Annotated in this window: 19 protein-coding genes; 12 read left to right on the top strand and 7 right to left on the bottom strand. The window is 56.1% G+C overall.

What is annotated here, in order from left to right; translation table 11 throughout:
- Positions 1-76: 76 nt before the first annotated feature.
- The gene (locus ACZA91_RS17705; protein WP_099534301.1) at positions 77-481 is read right to left on the bottom strand and encodes a rubredoxin; all 405 of its coding nucleotides are present in this window, start codon (positions 479-481) and stop codon (positions 77-79) included.
- A 437-nt stretch (positions 482-918) separates the two neighbouring features.
- On the opposite strand from ACZA91_RS17705, the gene ndhC reads away from it, so the two are divergent.
- The 3 genes from ndhC to ACZA91_RS17690 are packed head-to-tail and all read left to right on the top strand — an operon-like array spanning position 919 to position 2,525.
- On the top strand, positions 919-1,281 hold the full coding sequence (ndhC, locus tag ACZA91_RS17700) for a photosynthetic/respiratory NAD(P)H-quinone oxidoreductase subunit C (protein WP_099534302.1): 363 nt from the start codon (positions 919-921) through the stop codon (positions 1,279-1,281).
- The gene (locus tag ACZA91_RS17695) at positions 1,272-1,979 is read left to right on the top strand and encodes an NADH dehydrogenase subunit K (protein WP_099534303.1); all 708 of its coding nucleotides are present in this window, start codon (positions 1,272-1,274) and stop codon (positions 1,977-1,979) included. The genes ndhC and ACZA91_RS17695 overlap by 10 nt, the downstream gene beginning before the upstream one ends.
- A gap of 12 nt (positions 1,980-1,991) precedes the next feature.
- Positions 1,992-2,525, top strand: coding sequence for an NAD(P)H-quinone oxidoreductase subunit J (locus ACZA91_RS17690; RefSeq protein ID WP_463183781.1), 534 nt, complete (start codon positions 1,992-1,994; stop codon positions 2,523-2,525).
- A 161-nt stretch (positions 2,526-2,686) separates the two neighbouring features.
- On the opposite strand, the gene ACZA91_RS17685 is transcribed toward ACZA91_RS17690, so the two are convergent.
- From ACZA91_RS17685 to ACZA91_RS17675, 3 genes are all read right to left on the bottom strand, one after another.
- Positions 2,687-3,931 carry a helix-turn-helix domain-containing protein gene (locus ACZA91_RS17685; RefSeq protein ID WP_463183780.1) on the bottom strand — a complete coding sequence of 415 codons (1,245 nt, stop codon included), beginning with the start codon at positions 3,929-3,931 and terminating at the stop codon, positions 2,687-2,689.
- Between the two features lie 324 nt (positions 3,932-4,255).
- Complete coding sequence (locus ACZA91_RS17680) at positions 4,256-5,062, bottom strand: pseudouridine synthase (protein ID WP_190530766.1); 807 nt, start codon at positions 5,060-5,062, stop codon at positions 4,256-4,258.
- Positions 5,063-5,136: 74 nt separating this feature from the next.
- A complete protein-coding gene (locus tag ACZA91_RS17675; RefSeq protein ID WP_190354727.1) occupies positions 5,137-5,469 on the bottom strand; it encodes a hypothetical protein in 333 nt (110 codons plus the stop codon).
- Between the two features lie 341 nt (positions 5,470-5,810).
- Between ACZA91_RS17675 and prfC the strand changes: the two genes are divergently transcribed.
- The 7 genes from prfC to ACZA91_RS17640 all read left to right on the top strand — a co-directional run bounded on the left by prfC (position 5,811) and on the right by ACZA91_RS17640 (position 14,367).
- Positions 5,811-7,421 carry a peptide chain release factor 3 gene (prfC, locus tag ACZA91_RS17670; protein WP_190354728.1) on the top strand — a complete coding sequence of 537 codons (1,611 nt, stop codon included), beginning with the start codon at positions 5,811-5,813 and terminating at the stop codon, positions 7,419-7,421.
- Positions 7,421-8,047, top strand: a complete 627-nt coding sequence (locus tag ACZA91_RS17665) for a class I SAM-dependent methyltransferase (protein WP_190354729.1) — start codon at positions 7,421-7,423, stop codon at positions 8,045-8,047. Before prfC ends, ACZA91_RS17665 begins: the two co-directional genes overlap by 1 nt.
- A gap of 260 nt (positions 8,048-8,307) precedes the next feature.
- Positions 8,308-8,604 carry a hypothetical protein gene (locus tag ACZA91_RS17660; RefSeq protein ID WP_143473083.1) on the top strand — a complete coding sequence of 99 codons (297 nt, stop codon included), beginning with the start codon at positions 8,308-8,310 and terminating at the stop codon, positions 8,602-8,604.
- A 300-nt stretch (positions 8,605-8,904) separates the two neighbouring features.
- The gene (locus ACZA91_RS17655; protein WP_463183776.1) at positions 8,905-11,562 is read left to right on the top strand and encodes an endonuclease MutS2; all 2,658 of its coding nucleotides are present in this window, start codon (positions 8,905-8,907) and stop codon (positions 11,560-11,562) included.
- Positions 11,563-11,582: 20 nt separating this feature from the next.
- Positions 11,583-13,508, top strand: coding sequence for a hypothetical protein (locus tag ACZA91_RS17650; RefSeq protein WP_463183774.1), 1,926 nt, complete (start codon positions 11,583-11,585; stop codon positions 13,506-13,508).
- Complete coding sequence (locus tag ACZA91_RS17645; RefSeq protein ID WP_463183772.1) at positions 13,505-13,942, top strand: NUDIX domain-containing protein; 438 nt, start codon at positions 13,505-13,507, stop codon at positions 13,940-13,942. Before ACZA91_RS17650 ends, ACZA91_RS17645 begins: the two co-directional genes overlap by 4 nt.
- A gap of 35 nt (positions 13,943-13,977) precedes the next feature.
- Positions 13,978-14,367: a RidA family protein gene (locus ACZA91_RS17640; protein WP_099534166.1), complete on the top strand. Its 390-nt coding sequence runs from the start codon at positions 13,978-13,980 to the stop codon at positions 14,365-14,367.
- A gap of 127 nt (positions 14,368-14,494) precedes the next feature.
- Here the strand turns inward: ACZA91_RS17640 and ACZA91_RS17635 are convergent, their stop codons facing one another.
- Both ACZA91_RS17635 and ACZA91_RS17630 read right to left on the bottom strand, forming a co-directional pair.
- Entirely contained in the window at positions 14,495-17,518 is a 3,024-nt protein-coding gene (locus tag ACZA91_RS17635; protein WP_190529543.1) for a glycerol-3-phosphate acyltransferase, read from the bottom strand.
- A 24-nt stretch (positions 17,519-17,542) separates the two neighbouring features.
- The gene (locus tag ACZA91_RS17630) at positions 17,543-18,208 is read right to left on the bottom strand and encodes an SHOCT domain-containing protein (protein WP_463183770.1); all 666 of its coding nucleotides are present in this window, start codon (positions 18,206-18,208) and stop codon (positions 17,543-17,545) included.
- Positions 18,209-18,526: 318 nt separating this feature from the next.
- On the opposite strand from ACZA91_RS17630, the gene ACZA91_RS17625 reads away from it, so the two are divergent.
- Positions 18,527-19,324: an ABC transporter permease gene (locus ACZA91_RS17625; RefSeq protein ID WP_199312467.1), complete on the top strand. Its 798-nt coding sequence runs from the start codon at positions 18,527-18,529 to the stop codon at positions 19,322-19,324.
- An 88-nt stretch (positions 19,325-19,412) separates the two neighbouring features.
- Here ACZA91_RS17625 and ACZA91_RS17620 read toward each other — a convergent pair whose 3' ends face one another.
- Positions 19,413-21,677 carry a RelA/SpoT family protein gene (locus ACZA91_RS17620; RefSeq protein WP_099534169.1) on the bottom strand — a complete coding sequence of 755 codons (2,265 nt, stop codon included), beginning with the start codon at positions 21,675-21,677 and terminating at the stop codon, positions 19,413-19,415.
- 822 nt (positions 21,678-22,499) lie between these two features.
- On the opposite strand from ACZA91_RS17620, the gene patD reads away from it, so the two are divergent.
- Positions 22,500-22,802 (top strand): heterocyst frequency control protein PatD, encoded by a 303-nt coding sequence (gene patD / locus ACZA91_RS17615; RefSeq protein WP_463183768.1) that lies wholly within the window; start codon positions 22,500-22,502, stop codon positions 22,800-22,802.
- Positions 22,803-22,820: the final 18 nt, after the last annotated feature.

The raw sequence follows: 22,820 nt of genomic DNA, 5'->3' as shown, positions 1-22,820 counted from the left end.
GGTGACCGGAATCGAGAGTTTCGGTGCGGTCTGAAAGGAGTGCTCAGCGGGAATCAGCCAAGGGAACTGCCTTGGGCTAATTCAGACCATAAAAGCTCAGGAGCAACAGAATTCCCAGGCCCAAAACGCTGAAAATGAGGACGTTTTTTGCACCGGGAGTGAGGGTGTTAACCCCAATGCCGTAGCCGAGGTTTTCGTCAAATCCGGAGGCTTTGCCGGCGGGGCCGATGCTTTTGAATTGATATTTTTTCACGCCACAAACGGGACAGCGCCAATTTTCAGGCAGGGTCTCGAAGGGGGTGTTGGGGGCCACGTTCCGACGCTCATCCCCCTTGCCGGGTTCGTAGACATAGCCACAGGAGCGGCATTCATAGCGATCGGGCGGGGCGGGGGCGGCCGGTTCCGAGGAGGTGGCCTCGATCGCGCTGGAGTCGGCAGCCGCGATCGGTTCGATCGGTGAGTCCTCTGGTGGATGAGTCATGGGTTGCGACAGGAAGCGTGAAGATCGAAACGACGGGAATTCAACCGAGCCGATCGAGGTCAGGACTCGATCGGGTTTAGCCCCATGGAGCCGGGCACAGGCCCATGCTCCGCCACCGTTAACCTGGGCTAGTTAACGTGGGCTAATTACTGGGATTAAAAGATTGTCTTAACGATTATCGCACAGGCGCGATCGCCCCTCTGGTCTAGGCTCTGGGGCGATCGACCCTGCGCAAAATCCCCCAAAAAGCCATCAAATCCCCAGCATCCAAAGTTTTCATCGATTCGTTCATGTCAGAATAATGAGCGCCAGCTTCCAGCAGCTTCCAGCAAGTGATGGCCAGCCCTTGGGTTGGCAAACCCTGGGTGAATCCGACCCCAGGTTGGGAAAAAAGGCGCTGATCCCCGCTTTAGAGTTCTCCAGCAGTACCCCCAGATATGTTTACGCTGAGTGGCTATGAATACTTTCTAGGCTTCCTGCTGCTTTGCGGCATTGTGCCTGTGCTTGCCCTAGGTGCTTCTGCCGTTGTGCGCCCCAAGCGTCCTGGCAAGGAACGGCGCACGACCTACGAATCAGGGATGGAGCCGATCGGCGGAGCTTGGATTCAGTTCAATATCCGTTACTACATGTTTGCACTGGTTTTCGTGGTCTTTGACGTGGAAACCGTGTTTCTATACCCCTGGGCGGTGGCTTTTAGCCGCTTGGGTCTGTTGGCTTTCATTGAGGCCCTGGTCTTCATTGCCATCCTGGTCATTGCCCTTGTTTATGCCTGGCGCAAAGGAGCGTTGGAATGGTCGTAACACCGAACCCTAACCCGATCGAGTCCGTGGGTCGTCCGCAGATCACGCAAGATCTGTCGGAAAACGTGATTTTGACCACGGTGGATGACCTCTACAACTGGGCGAAGTTGTCGAGTTTGTGGCCGATGCTCTATGGCACGGCCTGTTGCTTCATTGAATTTGCAGCCCTGATTGGCTCCCGTTTTGACTTTGACCGCTTTGGACTGGTGCCCCGCTCCAGCCCGCGCCAGGCGGATTTGTTGATCACCGCCGGAACGATCACCATGAAAATGGCTCCGGCCCTGGTGCGCTTGTATGAGCAAATGCCAGAGCCGAAATATGTGATCGCCATGGGGGCTTGCACAATCACGGGTGGCATGTTCAGCGTGGACTCACCTTCGGCCGTGCGCGGTGTGGATAAGTTGATTCCGGTGGATGTGTATCTGCCCGGTTGCCCGCCCCGTCCGGAAGCGATCGTGGATGCGATTATCAAGCTGCGCAAAAAGGTGGCCAATGAGTCACTGGCGGAGCGCGGAGCCACGGCCCAAACCAACCGCTACTACACGATCGACCACCAAATGAAGCCAACTTCGCCGATTTTGACCGGTCGCTATTTGCAAGAGCCGGGCCGACAAGCCCCGCCCAAGAGCCTGACCGACGCGATCGGGCTGCCCGTGCCGCCCGCGCTGTTGACCGATCGGGCCAAACAGGAAGCTTAGGAGACGCAACGCATGGCCGACGAAACCCAACCCACCGATCTCGCCACCAACGAAGCCGGTGCGATCGCCCTCAAAGGGGACATTTCCCAATGGCTGACCAGCAACGGCTTCGGTAACGAACTGCTGGAAATCGATGATTTGGGCGTGGAAGTGATCAAGGTCGATCAGGACAAATGGCTGCCGATCGCCACCGCCCTCTACGCCTACGGGTTTAATTACCTCCAATGTCAGTGTGCCTACGACCTGGGCCCCGGTGAAGACCTCGTGAGTCTCTATCACCTGGTGCAGGTGGCCGACAACGTGACCAAGCCCAAGGAAGTGCGTGTCAAGGTGTTCCTGCCGCGTGCCAACCCAACCGTAGCCTCGGTCTACTGGATCTGGAAAGGCGCTGACTGGCAAGAACGCGAAGCCTACGACATGTACGGCATTGTCTACGAAGGCCACCCGAGCCTGAAGCGGATTCTGATGCCAGAAGATTGGGTGGGCTGGCCCTTGCGCAAGGACTATATCTCGCCGGACTTCTACGAACTTCAGGATGCCTATTAGGCCGTCCCAATCAACGATACTCAAAGCCCTCGGATCGCGATTTGATCGATCCGAGGGCTTTGCAGCATATGGAGAATAATCAAAAGGTTGAAAAATCAAAAGGTTGAAAGGTTGAAAACACTCGCTGATCGGCTACACAAGAGCCACGCAAATATAACCGGCTAGTTAGGTAAGCTATTGCGATTTGCGCCGTCCCGCGCCTGATTTTGGTTATTTGCCGGAGTGCCGCCACGCTGGTTGTTAGGGCGATTGTTTGATCGCCCCGGAGCCTGGCCAGCACCGGGCGTGCCAAAGCGAGCCGACTGCACCGCTCCTGTATTACCCAGCTTCCGTTCTGTGCCCTCGTTGTAGCTCAGGAATGTCCCTCCCGCATTGCCCGTCACCACCACCACATTGCGCTGACCCGTCACCAAACGCTGGGTTCCTTCGGGCAAGACCCCTTCATAGATCACCTTGCCATCGGTCAGAATTCGCACCCAAGAACGGGCCGTGAGCCGCACATTCACCCGCACTGGGGCGATCGGGGCCAGGTTGAGCCGCTGCGGAAAGCGAATTTGGCTAGCAATTCCCTGAGCCACCAACACCCCGTCACCCCCACTGGCTAGGGCTGGAACGGGCGATCGCGCAGGACTGCTGGTCGCAGCAGGGCGGGGCGACTGGGCCGCCGTGCGCCTCGGTGAGGGCGTGGGGGTCGTGGCACGAGGACTCGGACTCGTGGTGGGCTTCGGTGTGGCAGAAGCCGTAGGAGTCGGGCTGGGCGAAGGGCTAGGTGACGGACTGGGGCTAGGAGTCGGTGAAGGGCTAGGGCTAGGAGTCGGTGAAGGACTGGGAGTCGGTGAAGGGCTAGGCGAAGGCGTGGGGCTAGGTGAAGGGCTAGCGGCCGCCGTCGGGCGAGCTGGGGTACTGGGGCTGGCAGTCGATCGGGGAGTCGGCGTAACCGCCGGGCTGGGTGAAGCAACCGGCGGCTGCACAATCACCGTGCTGGGGGCCGGCTGGCTTTGGCGCAACAGGGCCGACAGACCCAACACCGACGCAATCAGGACACCGATATACAGCATCACCAAATGGGCCGGCTTGAGCTGGGGAGCAGGAATCACCGACAGCACCCGTTGGGAGCGCACGGGAACTATGCCATTTTGCAGCGGATATTCCTGGGCAATTTCGGAACCATCCAACCCCAAAGCCGTGGCGTACTTGGCAATAAACCCGCGCACATAAACCGGCTCGGGCAGCGAGGACGAGTCGGCCGCCTCAAGTGCTTGCAGGATACGACGTTGAATTTTGGTGGTTGCCGCGACGGACTCGATCGTTAAGCCTTGGCTTTCGCGACATTCCCGCAGTCGAGCGCCGATTTCAACAAGGCGCTCAACTTGGGGCGAGTCAGCAGGCATCGTGCTGTCGTTCATATCCTTGTGGCTGCTGCGGTGCGTGATGCGGCGGAACGGGGAGGAGTTGGAAGATTGTACCGAGAGTTGGGGAGACGAAGACTCGTGACTATCCTAGCGACCGAGAGGCCATCTTGCGAAGGTTTAGACAACCACCATCAGAATTTTGAGGTCAGATTTTTGAGGTCAGAATCTTGAGGATGGTACTTGGGTCTGAGATTAGGATTGTCCCATGGGCTGGGTCTTGACCGATACCGCTCGCGACGCTTTTGGGAATTCAAGGGGAATTCCGGCAAGCATGATGATCAATCATGATCAATCGACGGGGAACGAGTCGGACTGGGATTAATGGGCTGATCCTAAGCCGGACTGGCGGCGCAACTGCTGAATTTCAGCGGCTGTTAGATGCCGATGAGTGCCGATTGGCAGCTCTTGACCCTGCTTTGATTTCAGGGTGAGCGAACCAATAGCAATACGGTGCAACTTTATCACCGGATGACCGAATAATTCGGCCATGCGTCGAATTTGCCGATTTCGACCTTCCACCAAAGTGATTTCTAGTTCCGTGCGATCGCCCTGAGGGTGATTCCCGCGCCCTTGCACCTCGCGGACTTGGGCCGGCAGCGTTGGGCGGCCATCCAATAAAATGCCCTGTCGCCATTGCGCCAACACTTGGGCGCTGGGCTGTCCCTGCACCCACACGCGATAGGTTTTGGGTTGGTGAAACCGAGGATGGGTGAGGGCGTGGGTCAGTTCCCCATCGTTGGTTAACAACAAGGCCCCAGTGGAATCCCAATCTAAGCGGCCCACGGGGTGCAGTCCCGTTTGTTCAACGAGCGATCGGGGAAGTAAATCCAACACGGTTCGCCGCTGCCGATCGTCTGCACAAGCCGACAGCACCCGGGCGGGCTTATTCAACAGTAGATAGATCAGTGCGGGTCGATCGGCTGGATGAACGGGCCGACCATCAACCTCAATTTGATCCACTGCGGGATTGACCACGCAGCCCAATTGCGCCACCTGGCCGTTGACCCGCACTCGCCCTTCCGTAATCCAAACTTCCGCATGGCGACGGGAAGCCAAGCCCCATTGGGACAATACCTTTTGCAACCGTTGCCCAGCTTGGGGCGCGATCGCGTGGGGGGCAGCCATTGCCCCAGGGGCGATCGGCTGGGTCAAGTCAGAGGCGGACGATCGGGCAGGGACAGTAGGACGGCGGCGACGACTCACGGGCGGGATGCTGAGGTTGGGGTAGGTGATGGGGTTGGGGTGGGTGATGGGGGCGGTTCGCAGCCTATCGTATGGCCCCGCAGCCAATCCAGCGCCCCTTGAGGACTGGGAATGGTATTGGTTTCCAGGGTGGCGATCGTCCAAGGATCATCAAGCTGCTGCTGCGATTGCCCCAAGGAGACCCCAAACCAGCGCCCAGAAACCGCCGCCTGGGTGCAAGCTGTTGTTTGGGGAATTTTGGCCGTGGTGCTCGATCGCGGTAGCAACAGAAGCTGCAAGCCAACCACAGTCATTAGGGTGGTGATCGCAAGGCTGAGATTGTTTCGCATGTCGATCGCACCTCAAAACGCAGGACTCCAACGCGGCCCAGCCGCTGGGTAATCGTCGGTCAGCCTAAGGCCGCCAGATGTCAGGGGGTTGTCAATGGCATGTCAGACGGCGTTTCAATCCATTGGCTTTCAGCAACTTTCGGATTTCAGCCAATTCTGACTGCCATTGAAAATCGGATTCTGATCCTCAGAAGATACAGGGATTGATTCGGTTCCCGTGCGATCGATTTAACAGGATGGTTGCGATCGAGATCGGTTGCGGCGGTTGCAATCGATCGGGCCCCAGCCGCCCACACCGGCCCAAGCCCCTATAATCTGAAAGCCAATCCTTCCGTTGAACCATGGTCGTTGAATTCGCCGACTCCGCCAAACTGGCTGTGGAAGTTAACCGCCGCCGCAACTTTGCCATTATTTCCCACCCGGACGCGGGGAAAACCACCCTCACGGAAAAGTTGCTCCTGTATGGCGGTGCAATTCACGAAGCCGGTTCCGTGCGGGCCCGTCGCGACCAGCGCCAGGCCACCTCAGACTGGATGGAATTGGAAAAGCAACGGGGCATTTCCATCACCTCCACGGTGTTGCAGTTTGAATATCGTGACTGCCAAATTAATTTGTTGGATACGCCCGGTCACCAAGATTTCAGCGAAGACACTTACCGCACCCTGGCCGCTGCGGATAATGCGGTGATGTTGATTGATGCGGCTAAAGGGTTGGAGCCACAAACGCGCAAACTGTTTGAGGTTTGCCGGTTGCGGAAATTGCCGATTTTTACCTTTGCCAACAAGCTCGATCGCCCCTCTCAAGAACCGCTGAATCTATTAGATGAAATTGAAAAGGAACTAAAACTCGCCACCTATCCGGTGAACTGGCCGATCGGGACGGGCGATCGCTTCAAAGGAGTGTTCGATCGCCGTACTCGGAAAGTGCATCTGTTCCAGCGATCGCGCCACGGCAGCAAAATGGCCGGCGAAACCACCCTGGATTTGGACGCACCGGAACTGCTGGAACTGGTGGAACCGGATGTTTATCAAGCCTTTAGGGATGAACTGGAACTGATTGAAGAAGTGGGTTCTGAGTTGGATCTCGAAGCGGTTTTGGCCGGCGAACTCACCCCCGTTTTCTTCGGCAGTGCCATGACCAATTTTGGGGTGCAACTGTTTCTCGATGCCTTCTTGGACTATGCGGCCAAGCCAGGCCCCCGCACCGCCCGAACTGGATCCGTTGACCCAACCCATGAGCATTTTTCGGGCTTTGTCTTCAAGTTGCAGGCCAACATGGATCCGAAACACCGCGATCGGGTGGCCTTTGTGCGGGTTTGCTCCGGCAAATTCGAGAAAGACATGGTGGTGACCCATGCGCGATCGGGCAAAAGCTTACGATTGGCTCGGCCGCAAAAACTCTTTGCCCAGGATCGCGAATCCGTTGAAGAAGCCTACGCGGGCGATGTCATTGGCTTAAACAATCCTGGAGCCTTCTCGATCGGGGACACCATTTACATTGGCCCCAAAATTGAGTACGAAGGCATTCCCTGTTTTTCGCCGGAACTCTTTGCCTATTTGCGAAACCCTAACCCCTCTAAATTCAAACAATTTCAGAAGGGAATTTCGGAACTTCGCGAAGAAGGAGCCGTCCAAATCATGTATTCCACTGACGAAGCCAAGCGCGATCCGATTTTGGCGGCCGTGGGGCAACTGCAATTTGAAGTGGTGCAATTCCGCCTGCAAAGTGAATACGGAGTGGAATCACGGGTTGAGCTGCTGCCCTATTCCGTGGCCCGTTGGGTCACTGCCGGTTGGGATGAGCTAGCCAAAGTGGGCCGGTTGTTTAATGCCATGACCGTCAAAGATATGTGGGATCGTCCCGTTTTGTTGTTCAAAAACGAGTGGAATTGTCAACAGGTGGAGGGAGATCACCCCAGCCTACAACTCCAGTCGATCGCACCCTTAACCTAATGACTTCACGATCTGCGACGTTTGGCTATTTTGGGGGCTGGTTTGACCAACGCTTTGGGTCAGCCCCCCAAGCCCGCTATCCAACGTTCAAGTCAGCGATCGGGCTATTTTTGCAGCACTTGGGCGATCGGCGGGATGGGGTGATTGTGGAAACCGGCACTCAGCGACTACCCGACGACTGGGGAGCTGGCTGCTCAACCACCATCTTTGGTGAAACCCTGGAAACCTTTGATGGCGGTCGTCTTTGGACGGTGGATCTGTCGCCGGAAAATCTGACCACTTCCCAGCACTGCACCCAGCATGTGGCTCAGCGAATTGAGTATGTTTGCAGTGATTCGGTGACCTTCCTCAAACAGTTCGATCGCCCGATCGACTTGCTGTATTTGGATAGTTTGGATTGGTGGGACGATCCTCAAATTCAACAACAATCTCAGGCCCATCAACTGGCAGAAATTGAAGCTGCCTGGGATAAATTACGCCAAGGTTGCATCATTTTGCTCGATGACAATGGGTTGCCGGGCGGTGGCAAAGCCCGACTCACGAAGGAATTCTTAAGCCAGCAGGGTTGGAGCTGCATCCTCGACTATCAACAGAGTCTTTGGATTTCCGAGAAAGTCATGTTTTAAGTACATGTTCTAAGCTTGTGTTCTAAGCTTGTGTTCTAAATTTATGTTTTAGATACATGTTTTAGATGCATGTTTTAGATACAGGTCTTAAATTCATGCTTCAAAGTGCTGTTTGCAGGACTTTGATGGGATCACTGAAAAATTGAGACTGGAATTCTGCCACCATTTGAGGTAAACCTGCAATTAGAGTGCCTTGATGATGGGTGATGGGGCACTTCCCCGCGTTCCTTTGCTTGTTTCCTTCACCTTGGTTCTGCCCTGTGCCATACTCATCCACCCGATCGCGTGCCTTGTCTAAACGGTCTCAGCCGCCCGAGACCGACTATGCAGACTACCTGGAACTGCCGCCAGAGGGGCCAGAGCTGGACTTGTTACGAGCAGCCCGAGCTATCTATGAGGCCTACTGTGTGATTATGGTCGATCGCGCTCGGCGGCCCTATGGAATTGTGGTGAATCGGCACACCTTTCGCGGGCGACCGATTTTTCAAGATCGAGTGATTCTTTTGCCTGACGAACGCTTCATTTCAATTCGGCAAATTGAATTGCAAATGTATTAGATCAATCAAGTTGGATCAGTCAAGTTAGATCAATCAAAAATTGGAGCCGTCAGCGATCAGATGATCGATGCAGCCAGCCAGCGCAATGGCAGAAAATGCAATCAGGATCAACACAGTTAGACCCAAGAATATAGCCAGGTTAATCCTGGAATCAAAATCAGGTCTGAATTAGAAAATTTGATCAAGGACAAAGCAGGACAAGATCAGCAATTTCTGAAATTTCCTAGATCTGTCTTTTGAGCTTGACCTTTACAATAGAAGAACCGCGCCGTTTTTCATCGCAATAACGTTAGGTTGCCTGTGTCTCCGTTGCCATCATCACTGATTGCCAATCAAGCTGAGTCGATCCAGATTGAAACCCTGGAATTGTTGGAATGGCCGCGCCTTTGCCAGCATCTGGCAACCTTTACGGCAACCAAGCTGGGGGCGATCGTGGCGCGCCAATTACCAATTCCGAGCGATCGCCGCACCAGCGAAGCCCTGTTGGCCCAAACCCGCGAGGCCTGGGAGTTGGAACGCAGCGCCACGGGGGGTCTGAATTTTGGCGGCATTGCCGATATTGGCTCGGCACTCGATCGGGCGACGCGGGGCGGCGTGCTGGCCGGCGAGGAGCTGTTGGAAGTGGCCACCACCTTATCGGGGGCCCGCAACCTGCGCCGGGCGATCGACCAGCGGGAAGATTTGCCGGCCCTGGCGGCCCTGGTCGAGGAGCTGCGGACTTATCCCGAGCTGGAGCAGGAAATTCACTACTGCATCGATGATCGCGGTGATGTGACCGATCGCGCTAGCCCCAAGTTGGCGGAAGTCCGCGAAAAGCTGCGGGCTGGCCGCGATTGGATTTACCAAAAGCTGCACAACATCATGCAGCAGCAGTCCAACGCGATTCAGGAACCAAATATTAGCCAACGGGGCGATCGGTTCGTGATTCCCGTGAAGGCCAGCCATAAGGACGTGATTCGCGGCATTGTCCACGACACGTCTTCCACGGGCGCGACCCTCTACGTGGAACCCCACACGATTACGGAGCAAAACAACCGCCTGCGCCAATGGCAACGGCAGGAGGCGATCGAGTCGGAAATTGTCCGGCGGCGGTTGAGCGAGCAAATTGCCGAGGTAGCTCCGGATCTGGAGCGACTGCTGGCGGTGGCCACGGAGCTGGATTTGGCCGCTGCGCGGGCCCGCTATTCCTTTTGGATTGAGGGCAATGCGCCGCGTTTTATTGAACCGGATGAAACCCTGACCCTGCGGCAGTTGCGCCACCCGTTGCTGATTTGGCAACAGAAGCACGAGCAAGGGCGGGACGTAATCCCGATCGATGTGCGCGTTGATCCGACGATTCGGGTGGTGGCGATTACGGGGCCGAACACCGGGGGCAAAACCGTCACCCTGAAAACCCTGGGCTTGGCGGCCCTAATGGCGAAGGCGGGGCTGTTTGTGCCCGCGCGGGAGCCGGTGGAGTTGCCGTGGTTTAGCCAGGTGTTGGCGGATATCGGTGATGAGCAGTCGATCGAGCAGAATTTGTCCACCTTCTCGGGTCACATCCGCCGGATCGTCCGTATTCTGGATGCCCTCCAGCCCGATCGCCCCACCACCACCAACCCATCGCCAGACAAGGGGCTTAAGCCCCTTGCCCCCGACGATTTCGCCACCACAGACGATTCAGAGGCGATCAATGCTAACGAAACCGTAGGGGCGCAAGGCCTTGCGCCCTCCGCCGATCGCCCCGCCACCAACGATGATTCGGATGATCAAAACGGGTTGGGTGCGATCGCGACGGAAAGGGCGCACGGCGGTGCGCCCCTACGGGAACGTGGTCTGGAATCGTTGGTGTTGTTGGATGAGGTGGGCGCAGGAACCGATCCGGCTGAGGGCAGCGCCCTGGCTGCCGCCTTGTTGGAGACCCTAGCCGATCGCGCCCGCTTGACCGTGGCCACGACCCACTTTGGGGAACTGAAAACCCTGAAATATCGCGATAGCCGGTTCGAGAACGCCTCGGTGGAATTTGATGACCAAACCCTCAGCCCCACCTATCGGTTGCTGTGGGGGATTCCGGGGCGATCGAACGCCTTGAGCATTGCCCGCCGGTTGGGGTTGGATGAAGCCGTGGTGATGGCCGCGGGCGATCGGGTGGGTGGTCAATCGGAAGACATCAACCGGACGATCGCCGGCCTAGAAGCCGAACGCCGCCGCCAGGAAGCCAAGGCCAACGAGGTGGCGCACCTGTTGCAGCGGGCGGAGTTTTTGCATGAACAAATCGATCGCAAGGCCCAAACCCTGAAGGAGCGCGAAGAACAGCTCAAACAAACCCAAGAAGCCGCCGTCCAAAAGGAAATTGAGCGGGCCCGCAGCGAAATCGCCCAGGTGATCCGGCAGTTGCAGCGGGGCACACCCACGGGTCAGCAAGCCCAGCAAGCCACGGCCCAGGTGGGCGAAATTGCCCAAAAATTCCTACCGTCCCAGCAGCCAAAACCGAAACCCAAGGGCTACAAACCCCAGGTGGGCGAACGGGTGCGCGTGCCCAAGCTTGGCGGCGCGGCGGAGGTGTTGGCGATCGATGAGGCCGACGAGGAAATCACGATTCGGATGGGGCTGATTAAAGCGACCCTCAGTTTTGCCGATGTGGAATCCCTCGATGGCAAAAAAATCGAGGTGCAAAAACCGGAGCCGAAACCCGCGCCGCCGCCAAAAACCAAGGAGCGATCGATCCTCCGCACCAGCAGCAACACCCTAGATATTCGTGGGTCCCGGGTGGCCGACGCGGAAATCGAGGTGGAACAGGCGATCGATCGAGCCATTTCCGCTGACTTTGGTTGCCTGTGGATCTTGCATGGCAAGGGAACCGGTAAACTGCGAGACGGCGTGCGCGCCCACCTCAAGACCCATCGACTGGTGGAACGGTTTGAGGATGCCCCCCGCGAGGACGGCGGCACGGGCGTGACGATCGCCTATTTGCGTTAGGTTCTGGCCAGGAGTGGTGTGTGTTGAATGCCGTTCGATCGAAGGGCTGGCCGTGGCTGGCGGTTTGGGTGCTGCCCGCGCTGCTGCTGGCGGCCTTGATGGTGCGTTATGGCGTAAACCTGCCCACCTACGACCAGTGGGACACGCCGGGGGTGTTGTTCGTGAAGTTGGCGGAGCAACAACCCCTGACCTTCGCGGATTTTATTTCCCAACACAATGAAAGCCGCAAGGTGTTTCCCCGGCTGATCTTTTTGGGATTGGCTTATCTGACGGGCTGGGATATTCGGGCAGAGTTGGCGGTAATTTTTGCCCTGGTTTGTGGGGCAGCAGTGGCGATTTTTGCTCTGGGGCGATCGACCGTTTTAGATCGCAGATTTCAGGCGATCGCCTTTGCCTTAGCCAGTTGCTTACTCTTCAGTCCGTCCCAATGGGAAAACTGGGTTTATAGCATTCAAATTGTTGTTTTCCTGCCGATTTTTTGCATCACCACGAGCTTATGGTTGGCGCAATCTTCGCTGAAGTTTTGGCAGAAAATTGCGATCAATATTGTGTTAGCTACAATCAGCACCTATTCCAGCGCTAGCGGGATGTTTTGCTGGTTTCTGTCGTTCCCGGCGTTGTTTTTAAAGGATTGGATCGTTGGGTTGGGTCGGCAAGATGCTGGTGGGCGCACGGCGGTGCGGGATGTTGGTGAAATTGGATCGTTAGGTGACGAAGATGGTGGTGGGCGCACGGCGGTGCGCCCCTACAAGGTTGTGGGGGATTTGGGGCGATCGATTCAATTGTTGGGGGCGACGGCTCGCCAATCCTGGATCGGCCTTGGAGTTTGGCTGGCGGCAATGGCGGCGAATTTGCTGCTCTATTTTTGGGATTACTACAAACCCCCCAGCCACCCGAGTTTTGCAGGGCCGCTGCAACAACCGATCGAGGGGTTGAAATATTGGTTTGCCTTGATGGGGGCAATCCTGGGGTTTGATGATTTAGGGCTGAGTCAACTGCTGGGTGCTTTGGGATTGCTGGGCTTTTTGGGGTTAGTAATCCTGGCTTGGCGGGGCGATCGGGTGCGATCGTTTGAGTGGGTGATCTTTGGGTGCTACGCGATTGGAACGGATGCGATCGTCACCCTCGGGCGATTTGGATTTGGGCCCGATTCTGCCCTGACTTCCCGTTACCAAACCTTTTCGCTTTATCTGTGGATTGCGATTATTCATCTGTCTGCGATTTTGCTGCCCCAATTCACTCAGCGCCGCCTACCCAAACCTTGGCGAAAAGGGCTGGTGATTTTTGCATTAACCCTATTTTTAGTGTTGCATTACGCCAGCTTTGCGATCGGGTCGCGCAACTTGGCAAACTTCAGTCGCGATCGCCATCAGGGCAAAGCTTGCTTAACGTTCATCAACAGTTTCCAAGATGAACGCTGCTTCACGGAGTGGATTTATCCTGAACTGAATGACCATGTTTTAAAGACGATCGGGGATGTGGATCGCCTCGGATTTATCAAGCCGCCCTTAGCTTTGCCGATGCCGATTAAGAGTGATTTGAAAATTATGGCGAAGGGCCAGCCGATCGCCGGAAACTTCCAAACCCTCACGATCCAAAAAAATGACGAGACCTGGGAATATATGGCCGGTGGTGAGCTGACCCTGGGCGGTGGCTGCCAGCCTACGCGATCGATCTTGTTGGCTTACGAAAAAGACGGCGCAACAATTCCGTTCACAGCGGCAAAAGTAGGTAAAAACTATCGCGGGATGGGACAAATTCTCGGTGATTTTGTTTGCCCTAATAATCGCTGGAGCAAGAGTTTTGAGCTAGAAAAACTGGTGTCTGATCCCCAAAAACGGCTGGAGATTGTGCGATCGCCCAAAATCACCGCCTGGGCTTTCGACACCGAACGCGGCACGGTCTATCCCCTCACGGGTTCCTATTCTCTCCCCCAAAAATCATGAGTGAGCCAACCTACCGCAATCCAGCCCCCACGGTGGATTTGATTATTGAACTGGTCGATCGCCCTCACCGCCCGATCGTGTTGATTGAACGCAAATACGATCCGCTGGGTTGGGCGATTCCCGGCGGCTTTGTGGATTATGGCGAATCGGTGGAGGATGCGGCCCGGCGGGAAGCCCTCGAAGAAACCTGTTTGACGGTGAATTTGGTCGAGCAATTCTATGTCTATTCCGACCCGCAGCGGGATGCGCGCAAACACACCATGAGCGTGGTGTTTATCGCGGCGGCTACGGGCGATCCCCAGGCGGCCGATGATGCCCAAAATTTAGCGATCTTTAATCCTTGGGAGCTGCCTAAAAATCTTTGCTTTGATCACGATCGCATCCTCGAAGATTACCTCCGTTACCGCTATTATGGACAGCGACCTCGCCCCTGATTTTGATTACTAATTCTCTGGTTGCCCATTAGATCATGCCTAAACAAGTTATTCAAACCGACAAAGCGCCTAATCCCGTTGGCCCCTATAACCAAGCGATCGTCGCGAATGGAATGCTGTTTGCTTCGGGGCAAATTTCCATTGATCCGGCTACCAATCAACTCGTTCATGAAGGCGATGTGGTGGCCCAAACGGAACGGGTGCTGCAAAATCTGGAAGCAGTTTTAGAAGCCGGAGGAACCAGTTTTGCCAATGTGGTGAAAACCACGATTTTTCTGGCGAATATGGATGATTTCGCCATGGTAAATGCGGTTTATGCCAAATACTTTTCCGAGGTAACGGCTCCGGCGCGGGCAACCGTGGAAGTGGCTCGTTTGCCCAAGAATGTATTGGTGGAAATTGACTGCACCGCCATTGTTGATTAACCGAACTCACCAGATCACAGCCTGATCGAGCTGTGATGGACGGGCTGTTCATGGTGAAGAGGTGCGGATTAACAGGGCGGTATTTTCCAGCCGATCAACCGGACGATCGGGCCGGACCCAAGGTCAATCAATCTAAGATCTCGATCGTGCCGGTTGTGCCATCCAGCCGCAACAGTTGCCCCGTGCGGAGTCGTTGGGTGGCGTTGGGAATGTCCATCACCGCTGGGATTCGATATTCCCGCGCCACGATCGCTCCGTGGGACAAGCGCCCCCCCGCCTCGCAAATGAGGCCGCCAGCCCGCACCAAAAGGGGGCCCCAAGCCGCATCCGCATGGGGAATCACCAAAATGGATCGTTGATCGATCGCCGGAGCCAGGGTCAGTTCACTCAGCGATCGAATCACAATCACACGCCCCTCCACCCGGCCGGGACTGCCGCCCAACCCACGGAGGGTCGATCGCGCCGCCGCCGCACTCCACTCCAGCGCACAAAGGGGCGGCTCTTGGCCATAAACCAACGGAGCGGCCGGCGTTTCGCACCAATCGGCAAAGGCTTGGCGGCGTTGGGCAATCCGAGCGGTCAGAATCCGTTGCAGGTTTTGGTTTTGGGGGTGAGCCACCCATTGCCGAATTTCGGCTAATTCCAGATAGAAAATGTCGCCTTCCTGCTGCAACAGGCCGATCGCCTGCCACTGCTGCTCTAGGGCCACAAAAGTCCATCGCAGTTGCGCCAACAGCTTGTTGTAGAGTTCTGCCACCTGTCCTTTCAAATCAAGACGGCGCTGGGCGATCGAGGTTTGACGGCGAGGGTTGCTAGGCTGGGTGATTGGGGTTTTGGCCAACTGCAACAGCATGGTCTGTGGAATTTCCACCGCCTCGCGCCAGGTGGGCACGGCCACATCGGTTCCCACTTCGCTCAAATAGCCATAGGTGTCCAGAAACACTTGAAAGCTGGCGAGAATTTCCCGCCCTTCCGGTGACTCCGCCAAGGCGGCCCAAACGGCCGGGGCCTGATCCAAGGCGCGAATTCGCTCCAAGGACAAAACCGCTTGCATCCGTTGAGCCAAATTCTGGAGCCAGCGGGTGGCGGCCACTTCCGGGTGGCGGCTGGGATCCAGTTGCTCCGGTTTGCGACGGCCGATCGCCTGGCGCAGGGCCGCACTCAGGGGGGCCAAAATGCTGTACTCCGTGGCGCGATCGAGCAGCCCCATAATCTGTTCTGCCCGCACCAAGAGGCGTTCTGGCTCTGAAAACTGTTCTGCTGGCAGGGTTTCCAGGTTTTGGAGTCCGGGTTCAAACCACTGTTCCCAGTCGCGCTGAAACGATCGATCCAAATTCCACTCCCGACCCAACAGCCGCCACAGCCCCGGCAAGTTGCGCAGGGTGGCCGTGAGGGGTGGCCGGCTCATTTTGCCCCCGTGGGTGAGGGCTTCCAAACTCTCGGGCGGCAAGCCCATCCGCCGAAACAAATCCGCCAACAGGGTGACGTTGAAATAGGCGCGGCCGTGGAAAAGGGTGGCCGTTTCCAAAAAATCCAATCCCGCTGCCCGATCGCCCAAAACCAGCGTGAACAGTCGCCCCCAAGCCCCACAGGTCATGGGCCGGTTAATGGACCAAGTGAGGGGCCGAATTACGCCGGGAATGGCTTCCGCGGCCATCCGCCGCGTCCAAATGGGTAGCAGGGTGGTGATGGGGCGAGCCTGCAAAATCCACAGGTGCTGGCCGTCAAATGTCCATTCCACATCCTGGGGAACGCCATCAAAGTGAGATTCCAAATCCCGCGTCAACAGGGCCACTTCCCGCACCAACCAACCGGGCACATCGCCGGTTCCGGTTTCGGCGGCCAGGGGGCGCGTGCTGGTGGCGAGGGCCCGCAATTCTGACTCGATCGACTGGGGCGGATTGGCCGGGCCCGGAAAGGCAACCGATCGGGACTCGCGCCAGGCCGTCACATCCAATTCACTCAAATCAATTCGGTACGATTCGGGGGTGATGCGCCCGGAAACCACCTGGGCAGCAGAACCGGGCAGGGCTTCCACCAAAACCGCTTCGCCCTGTTGCGTCACGGGATCGCGGCTGAAGGCCACTCCCGAAAAGGCTCCGGCAATTTGTGGTTGCACCAGCACGGCCATGCTGGCATCGGGCAGGTTGCGATCGCGCCGATACTCGATCGCCTCCGGTGCGTCATAGGACACAAAAACCACCGCCGCCGCTTCCACCAACTCCAAGGGGGTACGCACATCACTGACAGTGCAATACAAGCCAGCGGCGGCCGAGCGATCGCCGTCCTCCCCGATCGCAGACGATCGCACAATCAAAGGCGGATCAAAAATGGCTTGGGCCACCCCTTCAGTTAACTCGCCCTGGCCCGCCAAGCGGTTAGCCAACAGCACGGGATCATCTCCCGGCAGCAAAATCCAACCGGGCAAAACCGGATAGCCCCAAGCCTTCAAGCGGGACAGGGTGGCGGCCTTCGTGCCGGCCCGTTGTGGATCTAGTGGTTGATCGAGAGAGAGCATTGAATCTGCCTTGCCTTGAAAAAAGCCCATGGCCCCTTGAGAACCGGCGGCCGCTCCCGATCGCCCCAAGGCCAGATCCTCGGGCATGGTTTGGCAAATCCAGGCCAGCAAAGCCGCCACCAACACAGCCCCCACCACCCGATCGACCCCATTGGGATTCAGCAACCCCAACATCAACGGATAGAGCGCCAGGGCCAGCAGCCGACTGGTTTGGCGATCGCGCGTGAAGGCAAACCCAGACACCGACAGCAACCCCGTCAGCAACGCCGCACTGGGTTCATGGGCGATCGCCCCCCAAGTGGCGTTGGTCATGCCCGCGCCTCGGCCCACCCAGTAGCGCCCCAACACGACACCCCCGATCGTCAGCCATTCCCAGCCCGACTCAATCGGGAAAAACTGCCGAGCCAACCACACCGCGCCCAATCCCTTCAGGGCCTCCCCCGACACGGCCAACAGGCCCCACCAGGGCCCCGCATGGTAAAAAGCCGCCGAGACGCTGACATTTCCCGTGCCCAACCGTCGCAACCGTTTGCCCGTGCCCCAACGCACAATCCAGTCCGTGAGCGGCAAAGCTCCCAAAGCCGGACAAAGGGTTAGCAACAGTAGAAGGCCCAAGGTCTGTTCGCTGGTCATGGATGGCAACGGTCGAGGCAATGCTCAAACTAACTGTGGGAACTGACGAACCGCCACCTGTCCCCGGGAACTGAAACAAATCAGCCCCTGGCTTTCCGTCGTTTGTTGCTGGCTGAATCCCGTAATCTGATAACCCGTGGTGTCATAAACAGTCACCATTCCACCCTGTCGCAGGGCCAGGCGATTGAACGGCGCAAAATAAGCATAATCCAGATGGTTTTGGCGGCCTTGAATTGAGGGCTGGCCCCAGTCCCTTGGCCACCAGCAATCGCCTGCTCCGAAGTCCATGGGCGGCATGGGGTTCCAGGGGAGCGGCGACTGGCCGGGGGTTGCTTGACTGGGGGGCTGGCGAGATGGCTGACTGGGTGGGGCGATCGGGGCGCTTTGGTATTGCACCTGCGTTGAGTGGGCAACACCTGGAGTGGTTGGCAATTCTGTCGCCCAGGTCTGGCACAAGTCCTGGTACAAGTCTTGGCACAGGTTAGCCACCCGAGCTTTCAGGGACTGATTAAACAGATCCCCAATCATCACCATCCCTCCCTGCATCCATTGGCCCGCCCCGCCCAACTCCGGGTGATTAAACTGGGCCATGGTTCCGCGTCCCGATCGAATCTTGTCGGCCAAATGGCTGACCGCTGCCACCGAGAACCCGTGGCGATCGGCGATCGACTGTAGCCTTTGAACATCCATGCCCCTACCTCAGTCCCTGACGATTGGATTTACGGTTTTTGATCTACTTTCGATCTACTTTTGATCTACCTTTTTTGACTATGCTTTTCTGGTCGTTCTTCTTAATTGCTCTTCTTCATTTCTTAATTTCTCTGTTTGATGGCTCTCTGATTACAATTTGATCACTATTTGATCTAGGTTGTGATTGATTGACAGTTGAATCACCGAAAATTCATCCATCAAAAACTCATCCATTGGGCACTGCTCAATTAGAAATTCATCATCACTGCGCCCATGCAATCTACTCCTCAAGCCCCTAAATCCTCCCCTAAGCCCTTAATGGCACAAATTCGGCGATCGGGAGCCATCTTCCGCGCCCTAAGCACCACCTATTACGCCTATATGTTGGAATATCGGGCGGAATTATTGCTTTGGGCCCTTTCGGGGGCCGTGCCGTTCATTTTGATGGGTGCTTGGGTCAAAGCGGCGGAAACGGGGCAATTTGGGCTATCTTCCATCCAATTTGCTCAATATTACCTAGCCGCATTCATTGCTCGGCAAATGAACGTAGTTTGGGTGGTTTGGGAATTTGAGAAAGAAGTGAACCAAGGTCTCCTTTCGCCCAAGCTTTTACAGCCGATCGACCCAGTTTGGCATCACCTGGTTTCCCACCTCACGGAGCGATTTGTGCGATTGCCGATCATTGGGTTGCTCGTGATCTTATTTTTTGTGCTCTATCCCCAATCATTTTGGCTGCCCAGCGCCACAAATCTCTTGGGGTTTATGATCATTACGCTTTTGGCCTTTGGCCTGCGATTTTTAATTCAATACACCTTTGCCATGGGGGCATTTTGGATGGAAAAAGCGGCCGCCCTGGAACAGGCTTGGTTTTTTATTTATCTGCTGGGTTCAGGAATTTTGGCTCCGTTGGAAGTGTTTCCGCCCCTGGTGCGATCGATTGTGGAATGGACTCCATTTCCTTATCTGATCCACTTTCCCGCTGCGTTGTTGATGGGTTTGCCGGTGGATTGGGGTAAGGGACTCTTGGCGATCGGGCTGTGGAGTGGCTTTTTTTATGGCTTGAATCGTTGGCTCTGGCGGCGGGGTCTGCGGCAATATTCCGGCATGGGAGCCTAAGCAGCAGGCCTCAGCAACAAAAGCGCCTAAGTAGGAGCGTACGGGTATAAGTACAGCCGTGCGCCCCCACCAGTATTTCCGTTGATCGCTATTCCGCGTTTTGGAAAACCCGCCGCAGATCAATCACGTCGCTCATCTTGCGAATGTGGGTAAAGACCCGATCGAGCTGGGTTCGATCGCAGATGTCAATGCCCAAGGTGATCATGGCCGTTTCGCCCGGCTTGGTTTTCACGGCGGCCCGGTTCACGTTCACATTCGAGTCCGCCAGTCGGGTCAGGATATCCTTGAGCACCCCCACCCGATCGATTGTTTCCACCCGAATTTCCACGGGATAGGTGGGCTGGCGACCCACATTGGTCACCTCGGGGTTCCAACTCACCGGAACCAGGCGATCGCCCGGCACATTGGCCAAATTGCTGCAATCTTGGCGGTGAATGGCCAAGCCCCGGCTGCTGCGGGTCACCACCCCCACGATCGGCTCACCCGGCACCGCGTGACAACAGCCCGCCATGTGATGCAACAGCCCTTCCACCCCCAAAATGGGCGACAGGCGATGGCGATTTGACCCCGAATCCCCGTGGGGGCGCGGGCTGGACGACGGCATAATCACCGCCTCGGCCACCGGTTGCGCGGTTTTCACCACCTCACGAATCCGCCCCAGCAGCATATTCAACGTAATTTCCCCGTAGCCCAACGCGGCCAGGGTGTCATCCACGCTGTGGTAGTTGCAGCGCTCCGCCACCGCCTGCATGGGTGCGGATTTCAGAAAACTTTCAAACCCTTGCTTACCCAGTTCCTTTTCCAGCAGCTCGCGGCCGCGGCTGATGTTTTCTTCCCGGCGCGATCGCTTGTACCACAGCCGGATCCGGTTGCGGGCCGTGGCCGTCACCACAAAGTTCAACCAATCGAGGCTGGGGTGCGCATTTTTCTGGGTGATGATTTCAATGATGTCGCCGTTTTGCAGGCCCGTATCCAGGGTCACCATCCGGCGATTCACCAGGGCCCCCGCGCAATGGTTGCCCACCTCCGTATGAATCCGGTAGGCAAAATCCACCGGGGTTGCATGGTTGCTGAGGGCAATCACATCGCCCTTGGGTGTAAAGACATAAATCTCATCCTCAAAGAGATTTTTCTTAACATTTTCCAGATACTCATGCGCATCCTTCAGATCGCTTTGCCATTCCAGCAATTGCCGCAGCCAAATAAACTTTTCATCATCGGTGCTGGCGGCCAAGTGGCTACCACCCGTTTCCTTATATTTCCAGTGGGCTGCAATCCCGTATTCCGCCACTCGATGCATTTCTTCGGTGCGAATTTGCACCTCTAAGGGCCGTCCCGTCAAGCCAATTACTGAGGTATGAAGCGATTGATAGCGGTTGGGTTTGGGCAGACCAATGTAATCCTTGAACCGGCCAGGAATGGGGCGAAATTCATCATGAACTACGGCTAAAGCGCGGTAACATTCATCAACCGATTGGACAATGACGCGCACGGCAGCAATGTCATAAATTTCCCAGAAACTTTTATTCTGGCGCTGCATCTTTTGGTAAATGCCATAGAGATGCTTGGGCCGGCCGCTGGTTTCGGCGCTTTGAATGCCCAGTTGGTTGAGCCGATCGCGCAGAATTTGCAACACCCGATCGAGCCGGGCCTCGCGATCGGTGCGTTTTTCCGCCACCAGTTCTTGAATTTCCCGATAGGCATCCGGTTGAAGATATTTAAACGACAGATCTTCCAGTTCCCACTTAAAGCGCCCAATGCCCAGACGATTGGCCAAGGGCGCGAAAATATCCATGGTTTCTTGGGAAATTCGGCGCTGTTTTTCCGGAGCCAGATGCTCCAAAGTTCGCATATTGTGCAGGCGATCGGCCAGTTTCACCACAATCACACGAATGTCCTTGGCCATCGCCAAAAACATTCGCCTGAAATTTTCCGCCTGCTGCTCTTTTTTACTAGAGAAATTAAACTTAGAAAGCTTCGTGACCCCTTCCACCAAAAATCGCACTTCTGCACCAAACTTGGCTTCCAAATCTTCCGGGGTTGTAGCCGTGTCTTCCACAATATCGTGTAGAAAACCCGCTGCAATCATCTCAGGGCTGCCTCCCAATTCTCGCAGCAAACCAGCCACGGCCACCGGATGGGCAATGTAGGGTTCACCGGAAGCCCGATATTGATCTTGATGCAGATCATAGGCAAATTGAAAGGCTCGACAAATCAAGCTGTTGCCTAGGGGGCGTTCTGTGCCTTGGGGATGATGAAAATCCTCCATTAAACATTGGCTGAGCCAGGTGGGCAAGGACAGGCTGGGATATTCATCAATGGGCGAGTAATGGTGGGAAACGGCGACAACCATAGGATTTTTGAGGGAAAAAGTTAGGGTATGGGATGGGGGGTGAGGAGCGATCGAACGAGTGAGGGTCATTCCACTGGCCAATTCCCATTGATGAGAATGATCCCCAGCCTGAAGGGTGTGCAATTAAGCCCAATCCGCGCAAAGGGCGATTGGAAACGGCGATTCTTCAGGGCTGGAGCTGAACCAATGGCCAACCAATGACCAACCAAAGTGAATGCTTAGACGGGGAAAAGGCTGGCTGAAATGGGGCCGAGTGATGACCCCAGGCTGAGGGAACATCACACATCAACTCAGCAATTCAAAACCAAGAGCCTGAAAGCAAAATGACCTGCGAAGACGACAAGAAGAGCCTCAAACTGCTAGGGTGCTGTTAACCCCCTGGCCCTGGCTGGAACATAGCGGCTGAGACCGTTATCGCTAAAAGGAGTTTTAAATTTAGAGAACGCTGTAATTAGGTCTAACTTAGAAAGCTGGTTTCTGTCATGCTTCAACCAAATTTTCTAAGCATCCCTGACCTTTGGACTGTGGTTTGTGAACGGCCCGAAGGTTGGAGGAAATTTTTATGAAATGCAATAGATTCTACTAAATTCTCTTCGGTTTCACGCAATTGGGAATGATGTTTTTTGGATTACACCCGATCGCCCTGATCCCCGCCCCTTCATTACAACCGATCGTCCTATGCAATCTCCCGATTCGATCAGTGAAAATGTGTCAAATTCCGAAAAGGCAGCGCTTGGCTCGCTTGAACCAGCTGATAATGGCAGTTTATCGGATCAAGGCTACGAAAAACTACGATTAGCGCTCGAATGCTTTGAATTGCGCTTGCAAGCGACAACCCAGCCTCCGGCGGATCTGAATGAAGTGCTGGCCGATCTGCGGGTGGCAGTGACGGGGCTGGCAGAGGGCAGCGGCCTGGAGCAATCACTGCAAGTGGAAATTTACAAACAGTTACGTTTGCTGGAAACGGATTGGGCATTTTTGCGAATGGCTCGTCAACCAGCGACCTTTGCCCAGCGGCGATCGACCATGCAAGAGCGGCTCAAGCTGTTGCAGAGCTATTGCGCCCATGGCCAAACCCTGGCGGCGGGCGAAGGGGCGATCGCGCCAGATCAGGGGCAAGTGTAAAGATCAGGGGCAATAAAC

Source organism: Limnothrix sp. CMB-01, assembly GCF_055193175.1.
The sequence above is the reverse complement of the archived record's forward strand: the minus strand, read 5'-3'. Positions and strand labels throughout refer to the sequence as shown.